At 51.5% G+C, this 22,518-nt stretch carries 23 protein-coding genes; 21 read left to right on the forward strand and 2 right to left on the reverse strand.

Annotation, left to right across the window (positions count from 1 at the left end):
* Positions 1 to 2: 2 nt before the first annotated feature.
* Together accC and CTH_RS04805 are read left to right on the forward strand one after the other, a co-directional pair.
* A complete protein-coding gene (gene accC, locus CTH_RS04800; RefSeq protein WP_078665158.1) occupies positions 3 to 1,355 on the forward strand; it encodes an acetyl-CoA carboxylase biotin carboxylase subunit in 1,353 nt (450 codons plus the stop codon).
* Positions 1,356 to 1,395: 40 nt separating this feature from the next.
* Positions 1,396 to 1,800 carry an Asp23/Gls24 family envelope stress response protein gene (locus tag CTH_RS04805; RefSeq protein ID WP_078665157.1) on the forward strand — a complete coding sequence of 135 codons (405 nt, stop codon included), beginning with the start codon at positions 1,396 to 1,398 and terminating at the stop codon, positions 1,798 to 1,800.
* Positions 1,801 to 1,899: 99 nt separating this feature from the next.
* Here the strand turns inward: CTH_RS04805 and CTH_RS04810 are convergent, their stop codons facing one another.
* Positions 1,900 to 2,892 carry an inorganic phosphate transporter gene (locus tag CTH_RS04810; RefSeq protein ID WP_107753224.1) on the reverse strand — a complete coding sequence of 331 codons (993 nt, stop codon included), beginning with the start codon at positions 2,890 to 2,892 and terminating at the stop codon, positions 1,900 to 1,902.
* Positions 2,885 to 3,511, reverse strand: coding sequence for a DUF47 domain-containing protein (locus CTH_RS04815; protein WP_078665155.1), 627 nt, complete (start codon positions 3,509 to 3,511; stop codon positions 2,885 to 2,887). The genes CTH_RS04810 and CTH_RS04815 overlap by 8 nt, the downstream gene beginning before the upstream one ends.
* 201 nt (positions 3,512 to 3,712) lie before the next feature.
* On the opposite strand from CTH_RS04815, the gene amaP reads away from it, so the two are divergent.
* The 19 genes from amaP to CTH_RS04910 all read left to right on the forward strand — a co-directional run bounded on the left by amaP (position 3,713) and on the right by CTH_RS04910 (position 22,490).
* On the forward strand, positions 3,713 to 4,258 hold the full coding sequence (amaP, locus tag CTH_RS04820; RefSeq protein WP_078665154.1) for an alkaline shock response membrane anchor protein AmaP: 546 nt from the start codon (positions 3,713 to 3,715) through the stop codon (positions 4,256 to 4,258).
* Positions 4,259 to 4,278: 20 nt separating this feature from the next.
* On the forward strand, positions 4,279 to 4,491 hold the full coding sequence (locus CTH_RS04825; RefSeq protein ID WP_242952043.1) for a DUF2273 domain-containing protein: 213 nt from the start codon (positions 4,279 to 4,281) through the stop codon (positions 4,489 to 4,491).
* Entirely contained in the window at positions 4,481 to 4,909 is a 429-nt protein-coding gene (gene nusB / locus CTH_RS04830) for a transcription antitermination factor NusB (RefSeq protein ID WP_078665152.1), read from the forward strand. The genes CTH_RS04825 and nusB overlap by 11 nt, the downstream gene beginning before the upstream one ends.
* Positions 4,884 to 5,894, forward strand: coding sequence for a Kae1-like domain-containing protein (locus CTH_RS04835; RefSeq protein ID WP_078665151.1), 1,011 nt, complete (start codon positions 4,884 to 4,886; stop codon positions 5,892 to 5,894). Before nusB ends, CTH_RS04835 begins: the two co-directional genes overlap by 26 nt.
* A 43-nt stretch (positions 5,895 to 5,937) precedes the next feature.
* Positions 5,938 to 6,780: a sulfide/dihydroorotate dehydrogenase-like FAD/NAD-binding protein gene (locus CTH_RS04840; RefSeq protein WP_078665150.1), complete on the forward strand. Its 843-nt coding sequence runs from the start codon at positions 5,938 to 5,940 to the stop codon at positions 6,778 to 6,780.
* Positions 6,771 to 8,183 carry an NADPH-dependent glutamate synthase gene (gene gltA, locus CTH_RS04845; RefSeq protein WP_078665149.1) on the forward strand — a complete coding sequence of 471 codons (1,413 nt, stop codon included), beginning with the start codon at positions 6,771 to 6,773 and terminating at the stop codon, positions 8,181 to 8,183. Before CTH_RS04840 ends, gltA begins: the two co-directional genes overlap by 10 nt.
* A gap of 44 nt (positions 8,184 to 8,227) precedes the next feature.
* On the forward strand, positions 8,228 to 9,445 hold the full coding sequence (gene xseA / locus CTH_RS04850) for an exodeoxyribonuclease VII large subunit (RefSeq protein WP_079906427.1): 1,218 nt from the start codon (positions 8,228 to 8,230) through the stop codon (positions 9,443 to 9,445).
* The gene (gene xseB, locus CTH_RS04855; protein ID WP_107753226.1) at positions 9,438 to 9,665 is read left to right on the forward strand and encodes an exodeoxyribonuclease VII small subunit; all 228 of its coding nucleotides are present in this window, start codon (positions 9,438 to 9,440) and stop codon (positions 9,663 to 9,665) included. The genes xseA and xseB overlap by 8 nt, the downstream gene beginning before the upstream one ends.
* A gap of 9 nt (positions 9,666 to 9,674) precedes the next feature.
* On the forward strand, positions 9,675 to 10,574 hold the full coding sequence (locus tag CTH_RS04860; RefSeq protein WP_078665146.1) for a polyprenyl synthetase family protein: 900 nt from the start codon (positions 9,675 to 9,677) through the stop codon (positions 10,572 to 10,574).
* Positions 10,575 to 11,382: 808 nt separating this feature from the next.
* Complete coding sequence (locus tag CTH_RS04865) at positions 11,383 to 12,006, forward strand: hypothetical protein (protein WP_078665145.1); 624 nt, start codon at positions 11,383 to 11,385, stop codon at positions 12,004 to 12,006.
* Entirely contained in the window at positions 11,987 to 13,897 is a 1,911-nt protein-coding gene (gene dxs / locus CTH_RS04870; protein WP_078665144.1) for a 1-deoxy-D-xylulose-5-phosphate synthase, read from the forward strand. Before CTH_RS04865 ends, dxs begins: the two co-directional genes overlap by 20 nt.
* 14 nt (positions 13,898 to 13,911) lie before the next feature.
* A complete protein-coding gene (locus tag CTH_RS04875; RefSeq protein WP_078665143.1) occupies positions 13,912 to 14,721 on the forward strand; it encodes a TlyA family RNA methyltransferase in 810 nt (269 codons plus the stop codon).
* A gap of 110 nt (positions 14,722 to 14,831) precedes the next feature.
* Positions 14,832 to 15,497, forward strand: coding sequence for a transcriptional regulator CcpN (ccpN, locus tag CTH_RS04880; RefSeq protein WP_078665165.1), 666 nt, complete (start codon positions 14,832 to 14,834; stop codon positions 15,495 to 15,497).
* Positions 15,472 to 16,311: a pyruvate, water dikinase regulatory protein gene (locus CTH_RS04885; RefSeq protein WP_078665142.1), complete on the forward strand. Its 840-nt coding sequence runs from the start codon at positions 15,472 to 15,474 to the stop codon at positions 16,309 to 16,311. The genes ccpN and CTH_RS04885 overlap by 26 nt, the downstream gene beginning before the upstream one ends.
* Positions 16,304 to 18,958, forward strand: a complete 2,655-nt coding sequence (gene ppdK / locus CTH_RS04890) for a pyruvate, phosphate dikinase (RefSeq protein ID WP_107753228.1) — start codon at positions 16,304 to 16,306, stop codon at positions 18,956 to 18,958. The genes CTH_RS04885 and ppdK overlap by 8 nt, the downstream gene beginning before the upstream one ends.
* 231 nt (positions 18,959 to 19,189) lie before the next feature.
* Positions 19,190 to 20,161: a magnesium/cobalt transporter CorA gene (corA, locus tag CTH_RS04895; protein ID WP_078665140.1), complete on the forward strand. Its 972-nt coding sequence runs from the start codon at positions 19,190 to 19,192 to the stop codon at positions 20,159 to 20,161.
* Between the two features lie 74 nt (positions 20,162 to 20,235).
* A complete protein-coding gene (gene thpR, locus CTH_RS04900; protein ID WP_159071834.1) occupies positions 20,236 to 20,793 on the forward strand; it encodes an RNA 2',3'-cyclic phosphodiesterase in 558 nt (185 codons plus the stop codon).
* A 45-nt stretch (positions 20,794 to 20,838) separates the two neighbouring features.
* The gene (locus CTH_RS04905) at positions 20,839 to 21,438 is read left to right on the forward strand and encodes a flavodoxin family protein (RefSeq protein ID WP_078665138.1); all 600 of its coding nucleotides are present in this window, start codon (positions 20,839 to 20,841) and stop codon (positions 21,436 to 21,438) included.
* A gap of 17 nt (positions 21,439 to 21,455) precedes the next feature.
* Positions 21,456 to 22,490: a deoxyguanosinetriphosphate triphosphohydrolase gene (locus CTH_RS04910; protein WP_078665137.1), complete on the forward strand. Its 1,035-nt coding sequence runs from the start codon at positions 21,456 to 21,458 to the stop codon at positions 22,488 to 22,490.
* Positions 22,491 to 22,518 lie beyond the last annotated feature (28 nt).

Consider the following 22,518-nt stretch of genomic DNA (forward strand, 5'->3'; position numbering starts at 1 on the left):
AGATGTTTAAAAAAATCCTGATCGCCAACCGGGGAGAAATTGCGTTGCGCATTATCCGGGCCTGCCGGGAACTGGGGATTGCTACTGTAGCAGTCTATTCCGAGGCAGACCGGGACAGTTTGCATGCCAGAATTGCTGATGAAGCCTATTGTATCGGCCCTGCTCCTTCGGCCAAGAGTTATCTCAATATTACCAACATCATTGCAGCGGCGGAGGTTTCAGGGGCAGAGGCCATCCATCCCGGTTTTGGTTTTCTTTCGGAAAACGCAGATTTCGCTGAAATCTGTCAGAGCTGCGGCATTACCTTTATTGGTCCCCCGGTGGATGCCATCCGGAAAATGGGGGACAAGGCGGTAGCCCGGGAAACTATGATTAAGGCAGGGGTACCAGTGGTGCCCGGGACAGAAGGGGTTGTCCTTTCTGAGGAAGAAGCACTGCGAGTGGCCGGGGAAATCGGCTATCCAGTGATGATCAAGGCTGCAGCCGGTGGCGGCGGCCGGGGTATGCGGGTGGCTCAGAGTGAGCGGGAATTGCTGAAACAGCTGCAGACCGCCCAGGCTGAGGCCAAGGCTGCCTTTGGCAATGAAGCGGTTTACATCGAAAAATATGTGGAAGAACCCCGTCATATCGAATTTCAGATTCTGGGCGACAAGTACGGTAACATAGTTCACCTGGGAGAAAGGGATTGCTCTATCCAGCGCCGTAACCAGAAATTGCTGGAGGAAGCACCTTCCCCGGCCTTGACCCCGGAATTGCGGCAACGCATGGGAGAAGCGGCCATCCGGGCAGCCCGGGCTGTGGGTTACTACAATGCAGGTACCATTGAGTTTTTGCTGGATAAACACGGCGATTTTTATTTTATGGAAATGAATACCCGGATTCAGGTAGAGCATCCGGTAACCGAACTGATTACCGGAATCGATCTGATCAAAGAACAAATTCGGATTGCTGCCGGAGAGGAGCTGGGTTATACTCAAGAGGATATCCGCATCCATGGCCATGCCATTGAATGCCGGATCAATGCCGAGGACCCAGCCCGCAATTTTCTGCCCAGTCCAGGACAGATCACCTTCTACCATCCCCCGGCGGGGCCCTGGGTTCGGCTGGATAGTGCTGTTTATCAGGGCTATGTCATACCCCCCTATTATGACTCCATGGTGGGCAAGCTGATCGTCTGGGGGCGGGACCGGCAGGAAGCCATCGCCCGCATGCAACGGGCTTTACAGGAGTTTGTTATTGAAGGCATTCATACCACCATTCCCTTCCATTTGCGCATTCTGGAAAATGCCTTCTTCCAGAGGGGAGAAGTTTATACTAACTTTATCCAGCGCCGCCTGTTGAATGATGAAAGCTGATTTTGTATAATAAAGCTAATAAGTACAGGAGGTGGCGCCCATGGATACCAGTACTATAGTGGAGCATCAGGGAGACCTGGGGGCAGTTCGGATTGTTCCGGAAGTGATCAGCATCATCGCCGGCCTGGCAGCCAGTGATGTACCCGGGGTCGCCGGAATGAGCGGCAGTCTGATGGGGGGAATTGCCGAGATCTTCAAGAAAAACCCCAGTAAAGGCGTCAAGGCGGAAGTAGGGGAGCGCGAAGTGGCCATTGATATTTTCCTGGTGGTAGAGTACGGGGTGCGTATTCCCGATGTAGCCGGCCAGGTACAGGCTGCTGTCAAGAATGCAGTGGAAAGCATGACCGGAATGACGGTAGTGGAAGTAAACGTCCATGTTCAAGGTGTTGTTTTCCCGCAGGCTGAAACCCGGAATGAAGAACCCCAGCCTCCTAGAGTGCGCTAGCTTTAACCCGTGGCCGTTTGGTCACGGGTTTTTAATTAAAATAATTTAAAAAATAAGGCACTTTAAATTGCGCTGTTCGCAATCAAAGTGCCATAAATCCTATACTCCTTTGATTAACCAGTAAGTCAGATAAGCTACCAAACCGGAGGCAGGAATGGTTAAAAACCAGGCGGTAATGATATTGATGGCTACCTGCCAGTTCACAGCAGAAAAGCGTTTGGCCGAACCTACCCCCAGAATGGAGGAGGAGACCACATGGGTGGTACTGACCGGAACCCCCAGTAAGGAGGCACCGTAAATAACTGTAGAGGAAGTGACATCAGCGGCAAAGCCATGAATGGGTTCCATCTTGAAGATTTTGCTGCCCATGGTTTTGATAATGCGCCAGCCACCGGCAGCTGTGCCCAGCCCCATGGCCAGGGCGCAGGCTGCTTTAACCCAGGTTGGTACGGTGAATTCGGGAATGACCTGGGCACTATAGAGGGCGAGGGCGATAATACCCATCGTTTTTTGCGCATCATTGGAACCATGGGAAAATGCTGCGGACATAGCGGACAAAATCTGCAAACGCCGAAAGACATTATTGACTTTGCCAGGAGCGAACCAGCCGAATATCCAGTAAAAAACGGTCATCAAGGTAAAGCCGATTAAATAACCGATAATGGGGGATAATACCAGTGGTAACAGAACTTTTTCTGTAAAGCCTTTAATAATAACTGCTTGCCAGCCGCCCGAGGCGATGGCAGCACCTACCAGGCCGCCGATGAGGGCATGGGAGGAACTGCTGGGAAAACCGTAATACCAGGTGAGCAGGTTCCAGAAAATAGCCCCAAGCATGGCAGCGGTTAGAGTATGCATGTTGACCAGGGAAGTCTCAACGATCCCTTTACCGATGGTTTTGGCTACCGCTGTACCAGCCATAGCCCCGGCGAAATTGAGAACGGCAGCAAGCATTACAGCAGTTTGAGGCTTTAAGGCCCGGGTTGAGACAGAAGTAGCGATAGCATTGGCAGTATCATGAAAACCATTGATAAAATCAAAAGCGAGTGCTAGTACAATCACGATTATCAGCAGTGCTGTTATACTAAGCATACTTCAGCACTACTCCTTTAAGCACATCGCCTACATCTTCACAGAGGTCCAGCAGATGTTCCATGTGCTCATAAATTTCTTTCCAGCGGATAAAATCCATAGGATCTTTAGCGGTATCGAAAAGACTCTGGATACCGGCACGGAAAATTGCATCTCCACGGCTTTCCAGGCTGTTGATTTCCCGGCAGAGCTTGACGATTTCCTCTTGATTGGCGGATACTTTATTGAGCAGGCAGACAGCTTTTTCTACCCGGGCGCAGACATCAGCTAATACCTCTGCCAGTTCTTTCACGCACTGAGTGGGCTCAGTGGCCCGGTAAAGGATCATACGGTCGGCAGTGCCATAGATGTAATCCAGGATATCATCCAGGAACTGGGCCAGTCGGAAAACATCTTCTCGATCAAAAGGGGTGATTAACGCGGAGTTTAATTCATCCAGCAATTGACGGGTAATTTCGTCTCCTTCGCTTTCAATTCTTTTCAGGGTAGCCATATTGGTTTCCAGTTTGCTCATGTCATTGACTGTTTCCTTCAGGATCCGGGCGGCCTGGGAAATAGCCTGGCCGTTTTTGGAGAACAGTTCAAAATAAATGGGTTTACTGGGCTTTAAATTAAGCATGAACTGAATACCTCCTGCTACTATGTATTAACTTTAAATCGCCACTCTGATTTTATCCTTATCGTGCTCTTTCGACAAGACAATTTACAGAAGATTAACATTAAATTAACAAAGGTAAAAATCCCTGGTTCCCGGCAGGAAATAAGGTAATAAAAGCGAATAAATTACAATTGTACATATAGATAGAAAGGAGATAAAAACATGCGCGCTCTTGACCGTTTTCTCCTGGCAGTGTATTCTTTTATCGTTGGTTTAGGAATGGTAATACTGGCTCTTTACAGCCTGGGCTGGAATTTGCCTGCTTTTTTACTGGAAGAAAGCATGGGTTCTAGCAATTTTCGCTATGCTATGTTTGTTCTGGCTGTTATTCTGTTTTTATTGAGTGTACGCTTTCTCATTTCCGTTTTTGAACGCCGGGTTATCCCCCATATTTTGATTAAAGACAATCCACTGGGTCAAGTACATATCAGTGTGGAAGCCATTACCGGACTGGTTTCCAGGACTGCCTTCCAGTTGCCCGGAGTGCGGGAATGCCGGGCTCAGCTGGCCATGACTCCGGCCGGGTTGCAGATTCTGATTCGCCTAACCGTCAGCGGTGAGTTAAATCTGCCTGAACTGCTGACCTCCCTGCAGGAGGAGATCAAGCAGCGGCTGGCGCAAGTGGTGGGGCTGGAAGTCAATCAGATTCGGATACTGGTCACCTCCCTGCAGCCTGAAACCACTACCAGCAGCGGAAAGGTCAGGTGAGAGGAATGTGGAGAGAAATCATGGAAACATTAATAGTAGAACATCCGGGTAAAACAGCCGGTGCACTTATAGGATTGGTTTTTGGCTGGCTTACTATCCATTATGGGCTGTTTAAAGCTGTTTTTCTGTTGGCCTGTGTTGCTGGCGGTTTTTATTTGGGTAGCCGCTGGGAACGCGGTGAAGGCAGATTCTGGACCGAGCGCTTGATAAGGAGGCAAAACAGTGATACGTAGACAGGGCCGAGAAGCAGCATTACAAACCCTTTATCAGCTGGATTTAAGTGAAAGCGATTGGCAGGATACTCTGGTACACCTGACAGAAGAGTTTGCCTTGCCCCAGGAAGCAGTCACTTTTGCCCGCGAACTGGTCACAGGAGTGTTATCCTGCAGGTCCCAGCTGGATGAGGAAATCGAACAACGAAGTGAAGGTTGGCCTGTACGGCGCATGGGTGTCGTGGACCGCAACATTTTGCGGCTGGGGGCTTTTGAACTCCTGCACCGGGAGGACATACCCCCGGCAGTGGCTGTCAATGAAGCGGTGGAACTGGCCAAACGATATGGGGATAAAGATTCCAGCCGCTTTATTAACGGTATTCTGGGCCGGATGCTCAAGGAGCTGAAAAAGGATGAGAGATCTCTTTCTCGGCATTGATACCAGCAATTATTGTACTTCACTGGCACTGGTAGATGCAGAGGGGAAGCTGCTGGCGGAAAGGAGAAAGCTCTTGCCCGTAAAGCAAGGTGAACGGGGCCTGAGACAAAGTGAGGCCCTGTTTTTGCATTTAGGGCAGCTGCAGGAACTGGCCGGAGAAGTGCTGGGCCAGGCGGACCCCGCCCGGGTGGCAGCCATTGGGGTAAGCGTTAGGCCCCGGCCCCGGGAGGACAGCTATATGCCGGTTTTTAAGGCAGGAGAAACCCTGGCCCGGGCTCTGGCTGCTTTTTGTGGAGCGGCGGTAGTGGAGGTTTCCCATCAGGAAGGCCATCTAGCCGCAGGGCTGGCATCTGCCGGTGGGCCCGAAGCTTCTGCTTTTTTGGCTATTCACCTGTCAGGAGGCACTACTGACCTGCTGGAAGTGCGCCGGGTTGAGGAGCAAGGAAGTTTTTATCGGATTAAGCAGCTGGGGGGTAGCAAAGACCTCCATGCCGGGCAGCTGGTGGACCGGATAGGTGTGGCCCTTGGGCTTACCTTTCCCGCGGGCCCGGCCTTAGAGCAGCTGGCTCGCACCTGGTCTGGCCCTATTAAACCTTTATCCATCCCCTGCCAGCAGGGCTGGTTGCATTTAAGCGGGGCTGAGACCCAGGCCTACAAGGCCATCGCAGCTGGGGAACCGGCGGCAGCGGTAGCCAGAGCGGTGGAAAGCTGTCTGGCTAAAGGCCTGGAAAAGCTGATTCTGTATGGGCGGGAGCAGACTGGTCTTAAGGATGTGCTGCTGGTGGGCGGTGTAGCGGCCAACCAGTTTTTAAGGCAGAAATTAAGAAAGCGGCTGGAACATCCTGCCCTGGGTATAAGGCTATTTTTTGCAGAGGCGAGATACAGCGGGGACAATGCCCTGGGTCCGGCTCTACTGGCCCGTTATAATTTGTTAAAAAAATTACCGCTGACGGCAGGAATTAGTCCAATTGGCGAGAATAAATAAAAAATTGAAGACAATTATATTTTATGAGGGAGGGGAAGAAGGAGTGTACCGGATTTTACGCAAACAGGCGCTGTCGGAAAATATCAAGCTGATGGAAATTGAAGCGCCACTGGTTGCTCGCAATGCCAAGGCGGGACAGTTCATTATCCTGCGGGTAGACGAAAAAGGGGAACGGATTCCCTTGACCATTGCCGACTTTAATAAAGAAAAAGGCACTATTACCATTATTTTTGCCGAGGTTGGCTATACTACCCAGAAATTGGGCTGTCTCAATGAGGGAGATGCTGTTCTGGATTTTGTTGGACCTTTAGGCCATGAGTCGGAAATCGACAATTTTGGTCATGTGGTCTGTATCGGCGGTGGCGTGGGTATCGCCCCCATGTTTCCCATTACCCGGGAATTGTACAAGGCTGGCAACCGGGTGACTTCCATTATCGGAGCCCGTTGCAAGGATCTTTTGTTCTGGGAAGAGGAGATGCGGGCAGTTTCTCAGACCCTGCATGTTACCACTGATGACGGTTCTTATGGCCGCCATGGATTTGTAACCCAGGTCTTGCAGGAAATGATCGACCAGGGCGAAAAAATCGATCTGGTATATGCTATCGGTCCCTTGCCCATGATGCGGGCAGTGGCAGAAGTAACCAGACCCTATGGTATCAAGACTATTGTCAGCTTGAACTCCATCATGGTGGATGGCACAGGCATGTGCGGTGCCTGCCGGGTCACCGTGGGCGGAGAAACTAAATTCACCTGTGTGGATGGTCCGGAATTTGACGGCCATCTGGTGGATTTTGCTGAACAAATGCGGCGGGCCCAGATTTTCAAGGATGAAGAAGCACGGGCCAGGGCAGCTGGCAGTTGCGGGGGTGGTTGCGGATGTCACTAGAAAAAGGCAAAAAGGAGCTGGTCCTGAAGAAAACTCCGATCCCGGAACAGGACCCGGCAGTACGGGCCAGAAACTTCGATGAAGTAGCACTGGGTTATACGGAAGAACTGGCGGTTCAGGAAGCTAATCGCTGTCTCAGCTGTAAAAATGAACCCTGTGTCAAGGGCTGTCCTGTACAAGTGCCTATTCCTCAGTTTATCGCTAAAATCAAGGAAAAGGATTTTGCCGGGGCCATTCGGACCATTAAGACGAAAAACCTGTTGCCTGCTGTTTGTGGCCGGGTATGTCCTCAGGAAAACCAGTGTGAAAAGAACTGTGTAATGGCCAAGAAAGGCGAGCCGGTAGGGATTGGCCGGCTGGAGCGTTTTGCCGCTGACTGGGAAATGGCCCATGGGGTGGAAGTACCAGAGGTTGCTCCTCCCACTGGTAAGAAAGTGGCTATTATCGGTTCCGGGCCGGCGGGCCTGACAGCAGCAGCTGACCTGGCCAAGCTGGGCCATAAGGTAACTATATTTGAAGCTCTGCATGTCCCCGGTGGGGTGTTGATGTATGGTATCCCTGAGTTCCGTTTGCCCAAGCGGATTGTGCAGCAGGAAATTGATAATCTGCGCAAAATGGGGGTAGAAATCATCGTTAATGCCGTGGTCGGCAAGAGCATCACTGTGGATGAGCTGATGGAGCAGGAAGGCTTTGATGCGGTGTTCATCGGCACCGGTGCAGGTTTGCCCTACTTCCTGGGTATTCCCGGGGAAAACCTGAACGGCGTCTATTCAGCCAATGAATTCCTGACCAGAACCAACCTGATGAAGGGCTATCTCTTCCCCGAGTATGCCACTCCTATTAAGGTTGGTAAGCGGGCGGCCATTCTGGGTGCCGGGAACGTAGCCATGGATGCTGCCAGAACTGCCAAGCGGCTGGGGGCAGAGGAAGTATATATTGTCTATCGCCGTTCCCGGGAAGAAATGCCGGCTCGTTTGGAAGAAATCCATCATGCGGAAGAAGAAGGCATCAAGTTCCAGCTGTTGACCAATCCCATTCGCCTGCTGGGCAATGAGCAGGGCTGGGTGACAGCCATGGAATGCCTGCGTTATGAGCTGGGTGAACCCGATGCGTCCGGGCGCCGCAGCCCTGTGCCTATCGAAGGCTCCAATTTCATCATGGAAGTGGATACAGTAGTAGTGGCGATCGGTCAGGGTCCCAATCCTTTGGTACCGCGCACTACCAAAGGTTTGGAAACCAACCGGAAAGGCAATATTATGGCCAGTGAAGAAACAGGAGCTACTTCTAAGCCAGGAGTCTATGCCGGTGGTGATGTGGTGACCGGTGCAGCTACTGTTATTAAGGCTATGGGTGCAGGCCGGGTAGCGGCTACTGCCATTCACGAATATCTTATGAACAAGTAAGGCAGCCAGCGGCTGCCTTCTATTTTATCTGCGGAGGGCAAAAGATGACGGGAAAAACTTTCTGGACAGTGACAGAACTGAACAGCCTGATCAAACAGAGCCTGGAGACCAATTATCTGCTTAAAAGAGTCTGGATTAAAGGGGAGATAGCGGAATTTACCCGCCATCGCCTTTCCGGTCACTGCTATTTTACCCTGAAAGACCAGGAAAGCCAGCTTAAATGCGTTATGTTCCGGCAACAGGCAGCCAATCTACGTTTTCAACCCCGGGCCGGTATGGAGGTGCTGGTCCTGGGCAGTATCAATGTTTTTCTGCCGAATGGGATCTATCAGCTCTACGCCGAAGATATCCAGCCCTATGGCATTGGCAGCAGCCAGTTGCAGCTGGAACAGCTGAAGCGTAAACTGGAGGCAGAGGGGCTGTTCAGCACTGCCCGCAAAAGGCCTTTGCCGCCTTTACCTCGTCGGATAGCCCTGGTTACTTCCCGGCAGGGAGCAGCAGTACGGGATATGGTAAAAATACTGCGCCAGCGTTTTCCCATTATTGAGATCGTGATTGTGGATGTGCAGGTACAGGGTGAAGAGGCGCCTGCCTCCATCAAAGCTGGATTAGAACTGGCAGCAGCTCACACGGGGGCAGACCTGGTGATTGTAGGTCGAGGCGGAGGAGCCACTGAAGATCTGGCTGCCTTCAATTCGGAAATAGTAGTACGGGCCATTGCTGCCTGTCCCCTGCCGGTGATTGCTGCTATCGGGCATGAAAGTGATGTTACCCTGGCTGATCTGGTGGCTGATGTCCGCGCTTCCACCCCTTCCAATGCGGCGGAACTGGCGGTTCCAGTCTTACAGGAACTGCTGGGCCGTACGGCAGAAATGGCCCAGCGCTTAAGGGCTGCTATCAGCAATCGTTTTCGCTGGGAACGACAGCGGCTGGAACAACTGGCTTCCCGGCCTATATTGCAGCAACCTCAGCTCTATTTTGAGCGGAAATGGCAGGAGGTTGAAAGGATAGCAGGAAAATTGCAGACTGCTGCCGAAAATGTATATCTGCAAAAACAGCATCGCCTGGAGAAGACAGTAGCAGCTCTAAATGCCTTAAGTCCTTTAAAGGTGCTGGAGCGAGGTTACGCCTTCTGCCGAAGGGAACAGGAAGTAGTGACTTCAGTAGAACAGGTTCAGACTGGACAAGGACTGACCCTGCATATGAAGGATGGGGAAGTAGATTGTCAAGTTCAGGCGGTTAGGAGGAAAATGAATGGATAAGCAACTGAGCTATGAAGAGGCAATGCAAAAGCTCGAACGCATTGTCAGCCAGCTGGAACGAGGGCAGTTGCCCCTGGAAGATGCCTTGCGTGCCTTTGAAGAAGGGGTAAAACTGGTCCGTCTTTGCCAGGAAAAGCTGCAGGCTGCTGAAGGGAAACTGTTATTGTTACAGGCTCAGTCTAATGCTAAAATTGAGTTACAGGAAGCGACACTGGAATAGAGGGTGGAGATGGATTTGCAAAAGTGGCAGGAGCAATTACTGGCAAAAAACAGACTGGTAGAGGACTGGCTCGAAGAGGTGTTACCCGGACCAGAACTGGAGCCAGGGCGCCTACATGAGGCTATGCTCTATAGTCTTTTTGCCGGGGGCAAACGTTTACGCCCAGCCCTGGTTTTGGGGGCTGTGGAAGCAGTAGGGGGAGAAGTTCAGGCTGCTCTGCCGGCAGCAGCAGCACTGGAAATGATCCACACCTATTCCCTGATTCATGATGATTTGCCGGCTATGGATAATGATGATTACCGCCGGGGTAAACCTACCAATCATAAAGTCTTTGGTGAAGCAACAGCCATTCTGGCAGGAGATGCCCTGTTGACCCTGGCCTTTGAATTGCTGGCCGCGCATTTACCGGGGGCTGGTGTAAGTCCGGAAATCGCATTACGGGTAATCAGGGAAATTGCCGAGGCTGCAGGTACTCAGGGCATGATTGGTGGGCAAATGGCGGATATGGAGGCCCAGGGGCAACAAGTTAATGGGGAACAGCTGGAAAAAATCCATCGCCGCAAAACGGGGGCCCTTTTCCGGGCAGCTGTCAGGGTGGGAGGCCTGATAGGTGGTGCTACCCCTGAACAACTAGCAGCTTTATCCCACTATGCTGAACAACTGGGCCTGGCTTTTCAAATCACCGATGATATCCTGGACATTACCGGAGACCCGGCCAAAATGGGCAAGGATAAAAATTCAGACCTGAAAAACTGCAAGGCCACCTATCCTTCACTATATGGACTGGAACAGGCCCGGATCATGGCGGAAAAGGCTGTAACCGCTGCCATTACGGCTTTAGGGATTTTCGGCGCAAAGGCTGAATTTTTGAAGGAAACAGCTTTATTTTTATTAAAACGAGAGCAATAGCTACTGGTCTGGCATTAATTAGCTGTTGCATGCTTAGATGGATTATGATAGACTGTAGCAGCTGACAGGGCGAATTGCTAAGAACAGCAAAATAGCATATAATATTTATTGAGCAATGATTCATCAGCCTGGCCGCTACGGTGGCAGGTGGTGCAGTATCCTAGTCGGCCGCAGCGTTTTTGAAGGCGGGCCTAAAAATCCGTCAAAGGGCACATCGATGAAGTTCCTGGTGTCGGCTTTCGACGCCCCGTCGGGGGTTGGTGCTGGGAGTTAAGGAAGATGGGGCGATCCACAAGGGCATGTGGGCGTTGACCCCGCTTCCGCGGAGGCCCAAGTGCGTGGTGACCTATGGCGAGTAGGAAGCTATGGCTTGGGGTTGAACCTGCAATTCATTATCCTGTTACGGCAGGATGGTGGGTGCAGTGTAGCCTGCCTTGAGCGGGTGTAGAGGATGGCGAGCTATCAGGCCTTTTAACCGATGGCGCCGAGGTTAAGGGACCTGTCGCCTGAAACTGCATCTGCAAAAGAGGCTAGAAGACGCCGGCGGTCGCCGAAGAAATTTCCTAGGCTGCCCACCAGAGATGGAGTTTGCTGGGGATTAAAGTGTGGACTAAGTGGTAATCCAGTCTTGCCGGCGGTGACGCGGCAAAACGATGGGAAAGGGGAAACCGCCTCATGCGGCGACGCAGAGGAGCATCGTCTGGGAAAACCTACTGGACCTGAAGCCACAACGTTTACTCAGCAGACTACCACCTGCCAGTAGTAGCTGTTACATATATTTTTTTTTATCATTTAAGAGGTGACCGGATTGGGTAATAATAATCATAAATTGAGGGCACAGGTGCGGCGCCAGGTTTTAGTTGTAGGTTTATTGACTTTCTTTACAGCTATGGCTATCAGCAGTGGGACGGAAGCGGTTGTAAACCGATTTCCCTCGGCACTGGCGGCTTTGCCCTTTCTGTTAATTATCATCGCTGTAGGCATTATTTTTGATATGATCGGAGTGGCAGCCACGGCTGCTGCAGTAGCTCCGTTTCATGCCAAAGCAGCGCGAAAAATTCCAGGCGCAAAACAGGCGATTTCTCTCCTCAATCATGCTGATAAAGTGGCCTCTTTTTGTAATGATGTGATTGGTGATATTTGCGGTACAGTCAGTGGTGGACTGGGAGCAACTATCGTTTTTTTATTAGTCAGCAGTCATCCGGACTGGAATAAAGCCTGGTTGGGCACCATCATGACCGGTTTAATTGCTGCTGTTACCGTCGGAGGCAAGGCTGGTGGGAAAAAGCTGGCCATTGACCATGCAGAAGAAATCATCTTCCTGGTCGGCCGGTGCCTGGCCTGGATTGAAAGGCAAACAGGCTGGACGCTGTGGCCGGACAAGAAAAATAGCAAGGGCGGGAGAAAGAGGAATGACCACTTCAATTCTTAGTCAGATCAATGGACCGGAAGATTTGCAGGGATTAACCTTGAACCAGCTAAAACAGCTGGCGGAAGAAATTCGCCGGGAACTGATTGAAGTTACCTCCAGAACGGGAGGACATCTGGCGCCCAATCTGGGGGTTGTGGAGCTGACCATCGCCTTGCACCGTGTGTTCAATTCCCCTGCAGATAAAATTATCTGGGATGTGGGCCACCAGGCTTATGTTCATAAACTGCTAACGGGCCGGCGGGATCGGTTTGCTACTTTGCGTCAGCTGGGGGGAATTTCCGGCTTTCCCAAGCGGGAGGAAAGCCCCCATGACATTTTCGCTACCGGGCACAGTTCCACTTCTATTTCCGCTGCTCTGGGCATTGCCCTGGCCCGGGATATGAAAAAAGAGGATTTTAAAGTGGTGGCTGTAATCGGTGATGGGGCTCTTACCGGAGGTATGGCTTTTGAGGCGTTAAACCATGCCGGACACACCAAAACCGATTTGATTGTGATCTTGAATGATAATGAAATGTCCATTGCTGAAAATGTAGGGGCCCTTTCTTCCTACCTGACCCGCATGCGCACTGACCCCAAGTATTATAAGGGAAAAGAGGAAATTGAATACATATTAAAGCGTATCCCCAATATCGGTCCCAAGATGTTGCAACTGGCTAACCGTCTCAAGGATAGTGTCAAACACCTGGTAGTGCCTGGTATGCTCTTCGAGGAGCTGGGCTTTACCTATCTTGGTCCCATCCCCGGTCATGATCTAGCGGCACTGAAAAAGGTGCTGCATGATGCCAAAGCTTTGACAGGGCCGGTGCTGGTGCATGTGATTACCAAAAAAGGCAAAGGCTATTTGCCGGCAGAGGAGAATCCTGACAAGTTTCATGGCACCGGTCCTTTTGATATAGCTACCGGACAGAGTGCTGGCGGCACGGGGCCCATCTCTTACACCGAAGCCTTTGGCCGGGAGCTGGTGGCACTGGGACAGCAGGATGCCCGGATTGTGGCTATTACGGCAGCGATGCCTACCGGGACTGGACTGTACCATTTTGCCAGGGAAATTCCCCATCGTTTTTTTGATGTAGGGATTGCAGAACAACATGCCGTTACCCTGGCGGCCGGAATGGCTACCCAGGGATTAAAGCCGGTGGTGGCTATTTATAGTACTTTTTTGCAAAGAGCCTATGACCAGGTGCTACATGATGTCTGTTTACAAAAGCTGCCGGTGGTGCTGGCCATGGACAGGGCTGGCCTGGTGGGGGAAGATGGTCCCACCCATCACGGTGTTTTTGATATTGCCTATCTGCGTTCCATCCCCAATCTGGTTTTGATGGAACCTAAAGATGAAAATGAATTACGCCATATGCTTTATACTGCTATCCAGCATGATGGCCCTATTGCCCTGCGCTATCCCCGGGGGAACGGCATCGGAGTGCCGCTGGAACAGCAGCTACGCCAGCTGCCCCTGGGTAAGGCGGAAGTGCTGCGGGAAGGCAGTCAGGGCTGGATTCTGGCTCTGGGCTCTCTGGTTTATGATGCGCTGGCAGCGGCAGAAGAGCTGGCAGGAGAGGGGCTGGATATCGGGGTTGTTAATATGCGGTTTGTAAAACCCCTGGATGAGGATCTGCTGCATCGATTGGTAGCTACCAATACGCCCTGGTTAACGGTGGAAAACCATGTCCTGGCCGGCGGTTTTGGTTCAGCCATTCTGGAGTTCCTCCATCAAAATGGTTATCAACGACAGGAAGTGACCATGCTGGGTTTGCCCGACCAATTCATTGAACACGGCCGGGTGGAAGAGCTGAAAGCTATCTATTGCCTGAATCAGGACGGCATCAAGGCCAGTTGTCTGGAAATGCTGGCAAAGCGCCAGCAAAAAACCATTCTGGTTGCAGGGAAATAGAGGTGAACAGAATAATGAGCAAAAAGCGATTGGATGCCCTTCTGGTTGAGAAGGGCTTTTTTTCCAGCAGGGAAAGGGCTAAGGCGGCCATTATGGCCGGTCTCGTTTTTGTGCAAGGCAGAAAAGTGGATAAAGCCGGGGAAATGGTGGCTGAGGAAGTGGAAATCAAAATTAAAGGGGAGGACTTTCCCTGGGTCAGCCGGGGGGGACTGAAACTGGAAAAGGCCCTGCGGGTCTTTGCCTTTTCTGTAAAAGACCGGGTGGTGCTGGATATCGGGGCCAGTACCGGTGGATTTACCGATGTCTGCCTGCACTATGGAGCTCGCCAGGTGATTGCCGTCGATGTCGGCTATGGGCAGCTGGCCTGGAAACTGCGTCAGAACCCGCGGGTGCTGAATCTGGAGCGCACCAATATCCGCTACTTGACCAAAGAGGAACTACCCCTGGTGCCGGAAAGGGTGGTGATTGATACCAGTTTTATCTCCCTGGGGCTGGTATTGCCCAGGGCCTGGGAGCTCAGCAGCGCTGATGCCCAGGTAATCGCCCTGGTCAAGCCCCAGTTTGAGGCAGGCCGGGAGAAAGTGGGTAAAAAAGGGGTAGTACGGGACCCCGGTGTACATAAGGAAGTGCTGGAGAAGGTAACGGCCATGGCCCGGGAGCAGGGGTTTAGTATCCTGGGGCTGGACTATTCGCCTATTAAGGGTCCGGAAGGAAATATTGAATATCTCCTCTGGCTGGGCAAAATAGAAACTGGATGGAGTGAAGCAGAAGTAAGTCACCGGATAGAACAGGTGATACAGGAGGCATTTGCCGGAGCTCAATAATTTTTTTTAACAAATAGCAGGAAAACAAAAAGAAATATAGTATATAATATTTATCAGAGCAACAGGAAATAGTATGACACATTTCCTTATTAGCGAAGGCGGTGAGGACTATAGAACTGACCAAACGCCAGGCTGAGATCATCCGGATTGTTAAGGAAGAAGGGCCAATTACAGGGGAGCAGATAGCCGAACGGCTGAATTTGACCAGGGCCACCTTAAGGCCTGATCTGGCCATATTGACTATGGCGGGTCTTTTGGAAGCCAGACCCCGGGTAGGCTATTTCTATTCCGGACGTTCAGTGCCAAATCCTTTTACTGAAAAGCTGATGTCCATCAAGGTAGGGGATGTTCATTCCCTGCCCAAGGTAGTGGTGGATACCGCCACGGCTTATGATGCGGTAGTCACCATGTTTACGGAAGACGTGGGCACCCTGTTTGTGGTTACCAGTGAGGGACGGCTGGAAGGAGTTGTTTCCCGCAAGGATTTGCTCAAGGTAGCTATCGGTGGCAGTGATTTGCATAAACTGCCGATTGGGATTGTTATGACCAGGATGCCCAATATCATTACCACTACACCGGAGGAAAGTGTTTTCAAGGCTGCCCAGAAGCTGATCGCTCATGAGGTGGATGCATTGCCAGTAGTCAAACCCATGAATGAAGAAGATGGGACTGAAAGCTGGCAAGTAGTAGGTAGACTAACCAAAACCAATATCACCAGGCTATTTGTAGAGCTGGTGCAAGGAGGAGGGGATTTCCATATCCCGGGAAAACTCTAAGCCGGTAGTTTATGTACTTTCAGACTCCATCGGGGAAACCGCTGAGTTTGTAGTGAAGGCAGCCCTGAGCCAGTTTAACTCAGAAGGGGAAAGTCTGATCATCAAGCGGGTTCCCTATGTGCATGATGCTGAATATTTGCGGGAGGTCATCGATCAGGCCCGGGCTGATGGAGCGGCTTTGGCCTATACCCTGGTATTGCCGGAATTACGCCGGATTTTACAGGAGGAAGCCAGAGATCTGCCCCAGGTGGATATTATGGGGCCGATGATGGATGCCCTCAGTCTGGTGATGGCAACAGAGCCTAAGCTCAAACCCGGTCTGGTTCACCGCATAGATGAAGAATACTTCCGCAAGGTGGAGGCTATCGAATTCGCTGTCAAGTATGATGATGGCAAGGATCCCAGGGGTATTACTCACGCCGATATTGTTATAATCGGGGTTAGTCGTACTTCCAAAACTCCGCTCTGTATGTATCTGGCTCATAAGCGCATCAAGGCGGCCAATGTGCCACTGGTACCGGAAGTGCCTCCCCCGGAAGAGCTGTTCAAATTGCCACCGCGCAAGGTGATCGGTTTGACCATCAAGCCGGAACAGCTCAATATCATCCGGCAGGAGCGCCTTAAAACCCTGGGCCTGACATCCAGTGCCGAATATGCTTCCATGGAGCGGATTTTACTGGAACTGGACTATGCTGAGAGTATTATGAAAAAAATCGGCTGTCCGATTATTGATGTGACCAATAAGGCGGTGGAGGAAACAGCCAGCCGCGTTTTGGAAATTTTCTACAAGGGGGAGAGAAACAAGTATGTCTAAGAAGTGGGTATACCTTTTCCAGGAAGGAAAAGCGGACATGCGGGACTTGTTGGGAGGGAAAGGAGCCAACCTGGCGGAAATGACCAATATTGGTCTACCGGTACCTCCTGGTTTGACCATTACCACTGAGGCCTGTAATGAGTACTATGCCAATGGTCAGCAGTTCCCCGCCGGCCTGGTTGACCAGATCAAGGAAGCTCTGGCCCAGGTGGAAAAGCAAATCGGTAAGAAGTTTGGGGATGAAAACAACCCCTTGCTGGTATCCGTGCGCTCCGGTGCCAAGTTTTCCATGCCCGGGATGATGGATACTATCCTTAACCTGGGTCTGAATGACCAGACGGTGGAAGGGCTGGCCCGGGCCACCAGTAACGAACGGTTTGCCCTGGACTGCTATCGCCGGTTCATTCAAATGTTCAGTGATGTGGTGCTGGAAGTACCTCATTACCAGTTTGAAACCGTTCTGGAAAAACACAAAGAGCGGCTGGGCGTCCACTATGACCACGAACTGGATGTCGCTACCTTGCGGGAAGTGGTAAAGGAGTACAAGGCCATTACCCGGCGGGAAGCCGGGGTGGATTTCCCCCAGGATCCCATGGAACAGTTGCTGCTGGCTGTTAAGGCAGTATTCCGCTCCTGGAATAACCAGCGGGCCATTGTTTACCGCAAGATAAATGGCATTCCTGACCATCTGGGTACAGCAGTGAATGTTCAGACCATGGTCTTTGGTAATATGGGCAATGACTGCGGTACCGGGGTTGCTTTTACCCGTAACCCCAGCACCGGGGAACCTGTTCTCTATGGTGAGTATCTGATTAATGCCCAGGGTGAGGATGTGGTAGCCGGAATCAGAACACCTCAACCCATTTCTACCTTGCAGGCAGAAATGCCGGAAGTTTATCAGCAATTTGTGGCAGTATGCAAAATCCTGGAAAACCATTATAAAGATATGCAGGATATCGAGTTCACCATTGAACGGGGCAAACTCTATATTCTGCAAACCCGGACTGGTAAGCGGACTGCAGCAGCAGCTCTGAAAATTGCTGTTGATATGGTCAATGAAGGGCTGATTGACAGGAAAACTGCTATCCAGCGGATTGAACCCGCATCCCTGAACCAGTTGCTGCATCGCCGTATTGACCCCAATGCCAAACTGGATGTTGTGGCCAAAGGCTTGCCGGCATCTCCGGGCGCTGCATCCGGCCAGGTGGTATTTGATGCTGATGAAGCTGAGAAGCTGGGACTGAATGGGGAAAAGGTTATCCTGGTCAGAATGGAAACCACTCCTGATGACATCCATGGTATAATCCAGGCTCAAGGGATTTTGACTTCCCGCGGTGGTATGACCAGTCATGCGGCTGTGGTGGCCCGCGGCATGGGCAAACCCTGTGTTTGTGGCTGTGAGGCCATTAAGATCGATTATGAAAATGAGCAATTCCAGGTTGGAGAGCGGGTATTCCGCAAGGGAGATATCATTTCCATTGATGGTGCTACCGGTCAGGTTATCGCTGGTCAGGTACCCATGATCGATCCGGAAATTTCCGCGGAATTTGAGCTGCTGCTGAGCTGGGCTGATGAAATCCGGACCATGAAAGTGCGGGCCAATGCGGATACTCCGGAAGATGCTGCCAAGGCCCGCCAGTTTGGGGCAGAAGGGATTGGCCTTTGCCGCACTGAGCATATGTTTATGGCCCAGGATCGGTTGCCAATCGTGCAGGAAATGATTCTGGCCGAGAACAAAGAAGAACGGGAAGCTGCCCTGGCCAAACTGCTGCCCATGCAGAGGGAAGACTTCTATGGCATCCTGAAAGCTATGGCTGGCTATCCAGTCTATATCCGTCTGCTGGATCCGCCTTTGCATGAGTTCCTCCCCAATCAGGAAGAACTGGTAGTGGAAATAACTACGCTGAAATTGACCGGTGGAGACCCGGCGGTGATTAAGGCTAAAGAACAGTTGCTCAAGAAAGTCCGGGCCTTGCATGAGTTTAACCCCATGCTGGGTCATCGCGGTTGCCGCCTGGCCATCACCTGGCCGGAAATCTATGCTATGCAAGTACGGGCTATCTATCAGGCAACCGCCCAGCTGATCAAAGAGGGGGTTGACGCTCGACCGGAAGTGATGATTCCGCTGGTAATTGAAGCGGAAGAATTGCGCAAACTGCGGGAGCTGAGCGTTCAGGTTGCCAAAGAGGTGATGGCTGAGTATGGCGTAGAGGTGCCGATCAGTGTCGGTACCATGATCGAGCTGCCGCGGGCCTGTGTCACCGCTGATGAAATCGCTCCCCATGCCGATTACTTCTCCTTCGGTACCAATGACCTGACCCAGACTACCCTGGGCTTTAGCCGTGATGATGCTGAAGGCAAGTTCATGCAAGACTACCTGGATCAAAAGATCTTTGCTGAAAATCCCTTCATAGTTCTGGACACCAGGGGAGTTGGCAAATTGATGAAAATGGCTACCCAGCTGGGACGGCAGGCTAACCCTGCACTGAAGGTGGGTATCTGTGGTGAGCACGGCGGTGAGCCCAAATCCATCTTCTTCTGCCAGGAAGCCGGTCTGGATTATGTCTCCTGTTCACCTTACCGGGTTCCTATCGCCAGGTTGGCTGCGGCCCAGGCAGCTCTAGGGGATGTAACGCGGGATAAATAATAAATAAAAAAATCTAGAGCTCTGCCTTGTGGCAGAGCTCTTTTTTGTTGACAATCATATAATACAGGAGTATAGTTTAAATGTTAGGAAATCCGCAGAGACCGGAGGTGAGGGGAAAATGGACGGAGGCCCCAGTCGAGAGGGTTACTGGCAACAAATGAATAAACGGTGGGCAACTGCCTTTTCCCGCTCCGGAAAGGTGGTTGGCCCTGCCTGAAAAGGGGGGTAGCCATGCTCTGCATTTATTTCTATGATCATGCCACCAACAAAATCTACTTTGATGCCGACCTATCCCGCAAGGATGAGTACCTCAAGGACCCCCGCAATTTACTCTGGATTGATATTTATGATTGTACCGCCAAGGACCTGGAATTACTGGCCAATGCCTTCCAGTTTCACCCAATGGCTTTAGAGGATGTTTTGCAGGAAAGTCCCCGGGCCAAGGTTGACCGCTATGATGATTACTATTTCTTCGTTTTCCACTCCCTGCGTTATGATGAGGAAAGCGATGAAGAGATTACCACTGTGGAACTGGATGTTTTCCTGGGCAGTAATTACCTGGTAACCATTCACAAGGATGCCCTGTCCAGTGTGGCCCGGGTAGTGAAACAGTGCTGGTACACCAGCCGCTTGATGCAGCGGGGGCCAGATTATTTGCTATATAACCTGGTGGACGGTATTATCGATGAATATTTCCCCATTCTGGAGCGGATTGGCGTCCGGATTGACGAACTGGAAGATGAGCTATATGTCAATCCCATTCAGGAAGTAACCGATGAGTTCCTGGCCTTAAAGCGGACCATCCTGTTATTGCGAAAAGTAATCATGCCTCAGCGGCGGATTTTTGCCAATGTCAATGGGCGTTATTCCTTTCAAATTCAGGAAGAGAATAAACCTTATTATATGGACCTGGTGGACAATATTGAACGCATTATTGACACTACCGATACCTACCGGGATCTGGTCAATGGCGCTATGGACACCTATTATTCCATTGTTTCCAACCGCACCAACGAGGTAATGCGCTATCTCACCATTATCTCTACCATTATGATGCCGTTGACTTTTATCACCGGTTTGTTCGGGATGAATGTACCCTTGCCGGGGGCCCACAGCCCCTATACCCTGTATATTATATTGCTGGGGATGCTGGGGTTAACCGTGATCATGCTCTGGTACTTCCGGAATAAGGACTGGGTCTGATGGGGATGAGGGCTGTTAAAGACCGCTACCGCTGGTTTTTAACAGCCTTTTTCCTATGCGAAGGAGGAATTGACGTGCGTCTGTTTCTTGGTTTATGGTTGCCTGGGCAGTGGCGGGAGCGCTTAGCAGGCCTGGAGGTGCCCTGTCCCGGGGTCAAATGGGTAGAAAAGGAGAACTTGCATCTGACCCTGCGCTTTCTGGGAGAAGTAGATGAAAAAAGCCTTCCCAGCCTGCAAAAACATCTGGCTTCGATTTCACTATCGCCTTTTACTCTGCAGTCTTCCGGGCCAGGGGCTTTCCCCGATCGGTTGGCTCCCCGGGTGCTCTGGTGGGGGGTAAGAGGCAGGACGGAGAGGGATAGTCAGCGGCTATTTCAGTTAAAGACAGAGGTGGATGAAGCCTTGAGCCGCTGGGGAATGGCACCGGAAGCCAGGGGCTGGCGACCCCATATTACCCTGGCCCGGGTAAAAGAAGGGGCCAGGGTTTACTGGCCGCCGCAGCAAAATATCCTATTGCCACCCTGGCCGGTAACCGGATTTGCCCTGATTGCCAGTACCTTAACCGCTCAGGGGCCAATTTATCGAAACCTTTGTGAATTTTCTTTGTCGGGGCAGGAAGAAAAAAAGGGCTGAGCGAATATATTATTAGGAAATTAAGAGTAAGAGGTGAAGAAATAGATGCTGATAATAGGTATCAATGGCAGTCCCCGCCAGGATGGCAATAGCGGTTTTTTGCTGGAACAGGCCTTAAAGGGGGCAGCAACCTTAGGAGCGCAGACGGAAATTATCCAGGCCGCAGAAATTCTGGCAGATGTAAAGGTACCCTTTTGTACGGTCTGTACCAATCCCTGTGCCGGGGTCTGTGCCCATAACAATAAACTGGGCGAAACCTATGAACTGCTGAAAAAGGCCGATGGGGTTATTATGGCCAGCCCTGTCTATTTTGGTACTGTCAGTGGACAATTGAAAGCATTCTGGGATAAAACCCGATATTTGCGGCGGGACAAACATTTACTGAATGTGGTAGGAGCGGCTATGGCCTGTGGAGCATCCCGGTTTGGGGGCCAGGAGACGGCAGTAGCTGCCATGCATGATATGATGCTGGTCCATGGGATGATCATTGTCGGTGACGGTTATGCCGAACTCGATTGCGGTCACCAGGGGGTAGGGGCGCAAAAACCCGCTGACCAGGATCAGGATGCGGTCCGCCGGGCAGAAATGCTGGGGAAACGGGTGGCCCAGGTTGCTCTGGCCACGGCAGCTATTCGTCGTCGCTAACTTTTTGAGGTGAGAATATGATCAGAAGAGAAACAGAACTATGGGAGGAAGAACACCTTTCCCCGTTTGCTGCTCGCAGCAGCCTTAGCCGTGGCCGGCAGCGGGAGGAAAAAGAGTGTGATGTCCGCACCGCCTTTCAGCGGGACCGGGACAGGATCTTGCATTCCAAGGCTTTTCGCCGTTTAAAACATAAAACCCAGGTGTTTATTGCTCCTGAAGGAGATCATTACCGTACCCGGTTGACCCATACCCTGGAAGTAGCGCAAATCGCCCGCACTATTGCCCGGGCCCTGCGCTTGAACGAAGATCTGACGGAAGCTATTGCCCTGGGCCATGACCTGGGCCATACTGCTTTTGGTCATGCTGGGGAAGAGGCTTTGCAGGAAGTCTACCTGCCCGGGTTTGCCCATAATGAACAAAGTTTGCGGATCGTGGACAAAATAGAAGGCGGAGGAGCGGGTCTGAATTTGACCTGGGAAGTGCGGGATGGTATTCTCCACCATACCGGTGACCAGGATCCTGCTACCCTCGAGGGGCAAATTGTTAAAATTGCAGACAGAATTGCCTATATCAACCATGATATTGATGATGCCATCCGGGGCGGGGTTCTGGAACTGGATGATTTGCCCCGGGATTTGCTGACAGTGCTGGGTCGAAAACACTCCGAGCGTATAAACATCATGGTCAGGGACATGATTGAAGCCAGCCGGCAGCAGCCGCGCATCAGGATGAGTCCGGAAATCTGGGAAGCGACCATGGCTTTGCGGTCTTTTCTTTTTGAACGGGTTTATGTGGGTTCTCAGGCTAAAGCCGAAGAGGAGAAGGCCAAAAACATAGTGCAGGAGCTTTACAGTTATTATGTCGAGCATCCGGAGCAGGTTCCGGCTGAATTTTTGACCATCGCCCGGCAGGAAGGGGAAAGTCAGGGTCGCAGTGAGGAGGAGAACCGGGCCCGGGCTGTGGTAGATTATGTGGCCGGCATGACCGATCGTTATGCCATCAAAAAATATACCGACTTGTTTGTTCCCAGGGGGTTTCCCCTTTTTCAATAAATTTTTTCGAATAAAGCAGGAATTTGTC

The sequence above is a fragment of the Carboxydocella thermautotrophica genome, assembly GCA_003054495.1.
In the GTDB taxonomy this organism is placed as follows: Bacteria; Bacillota.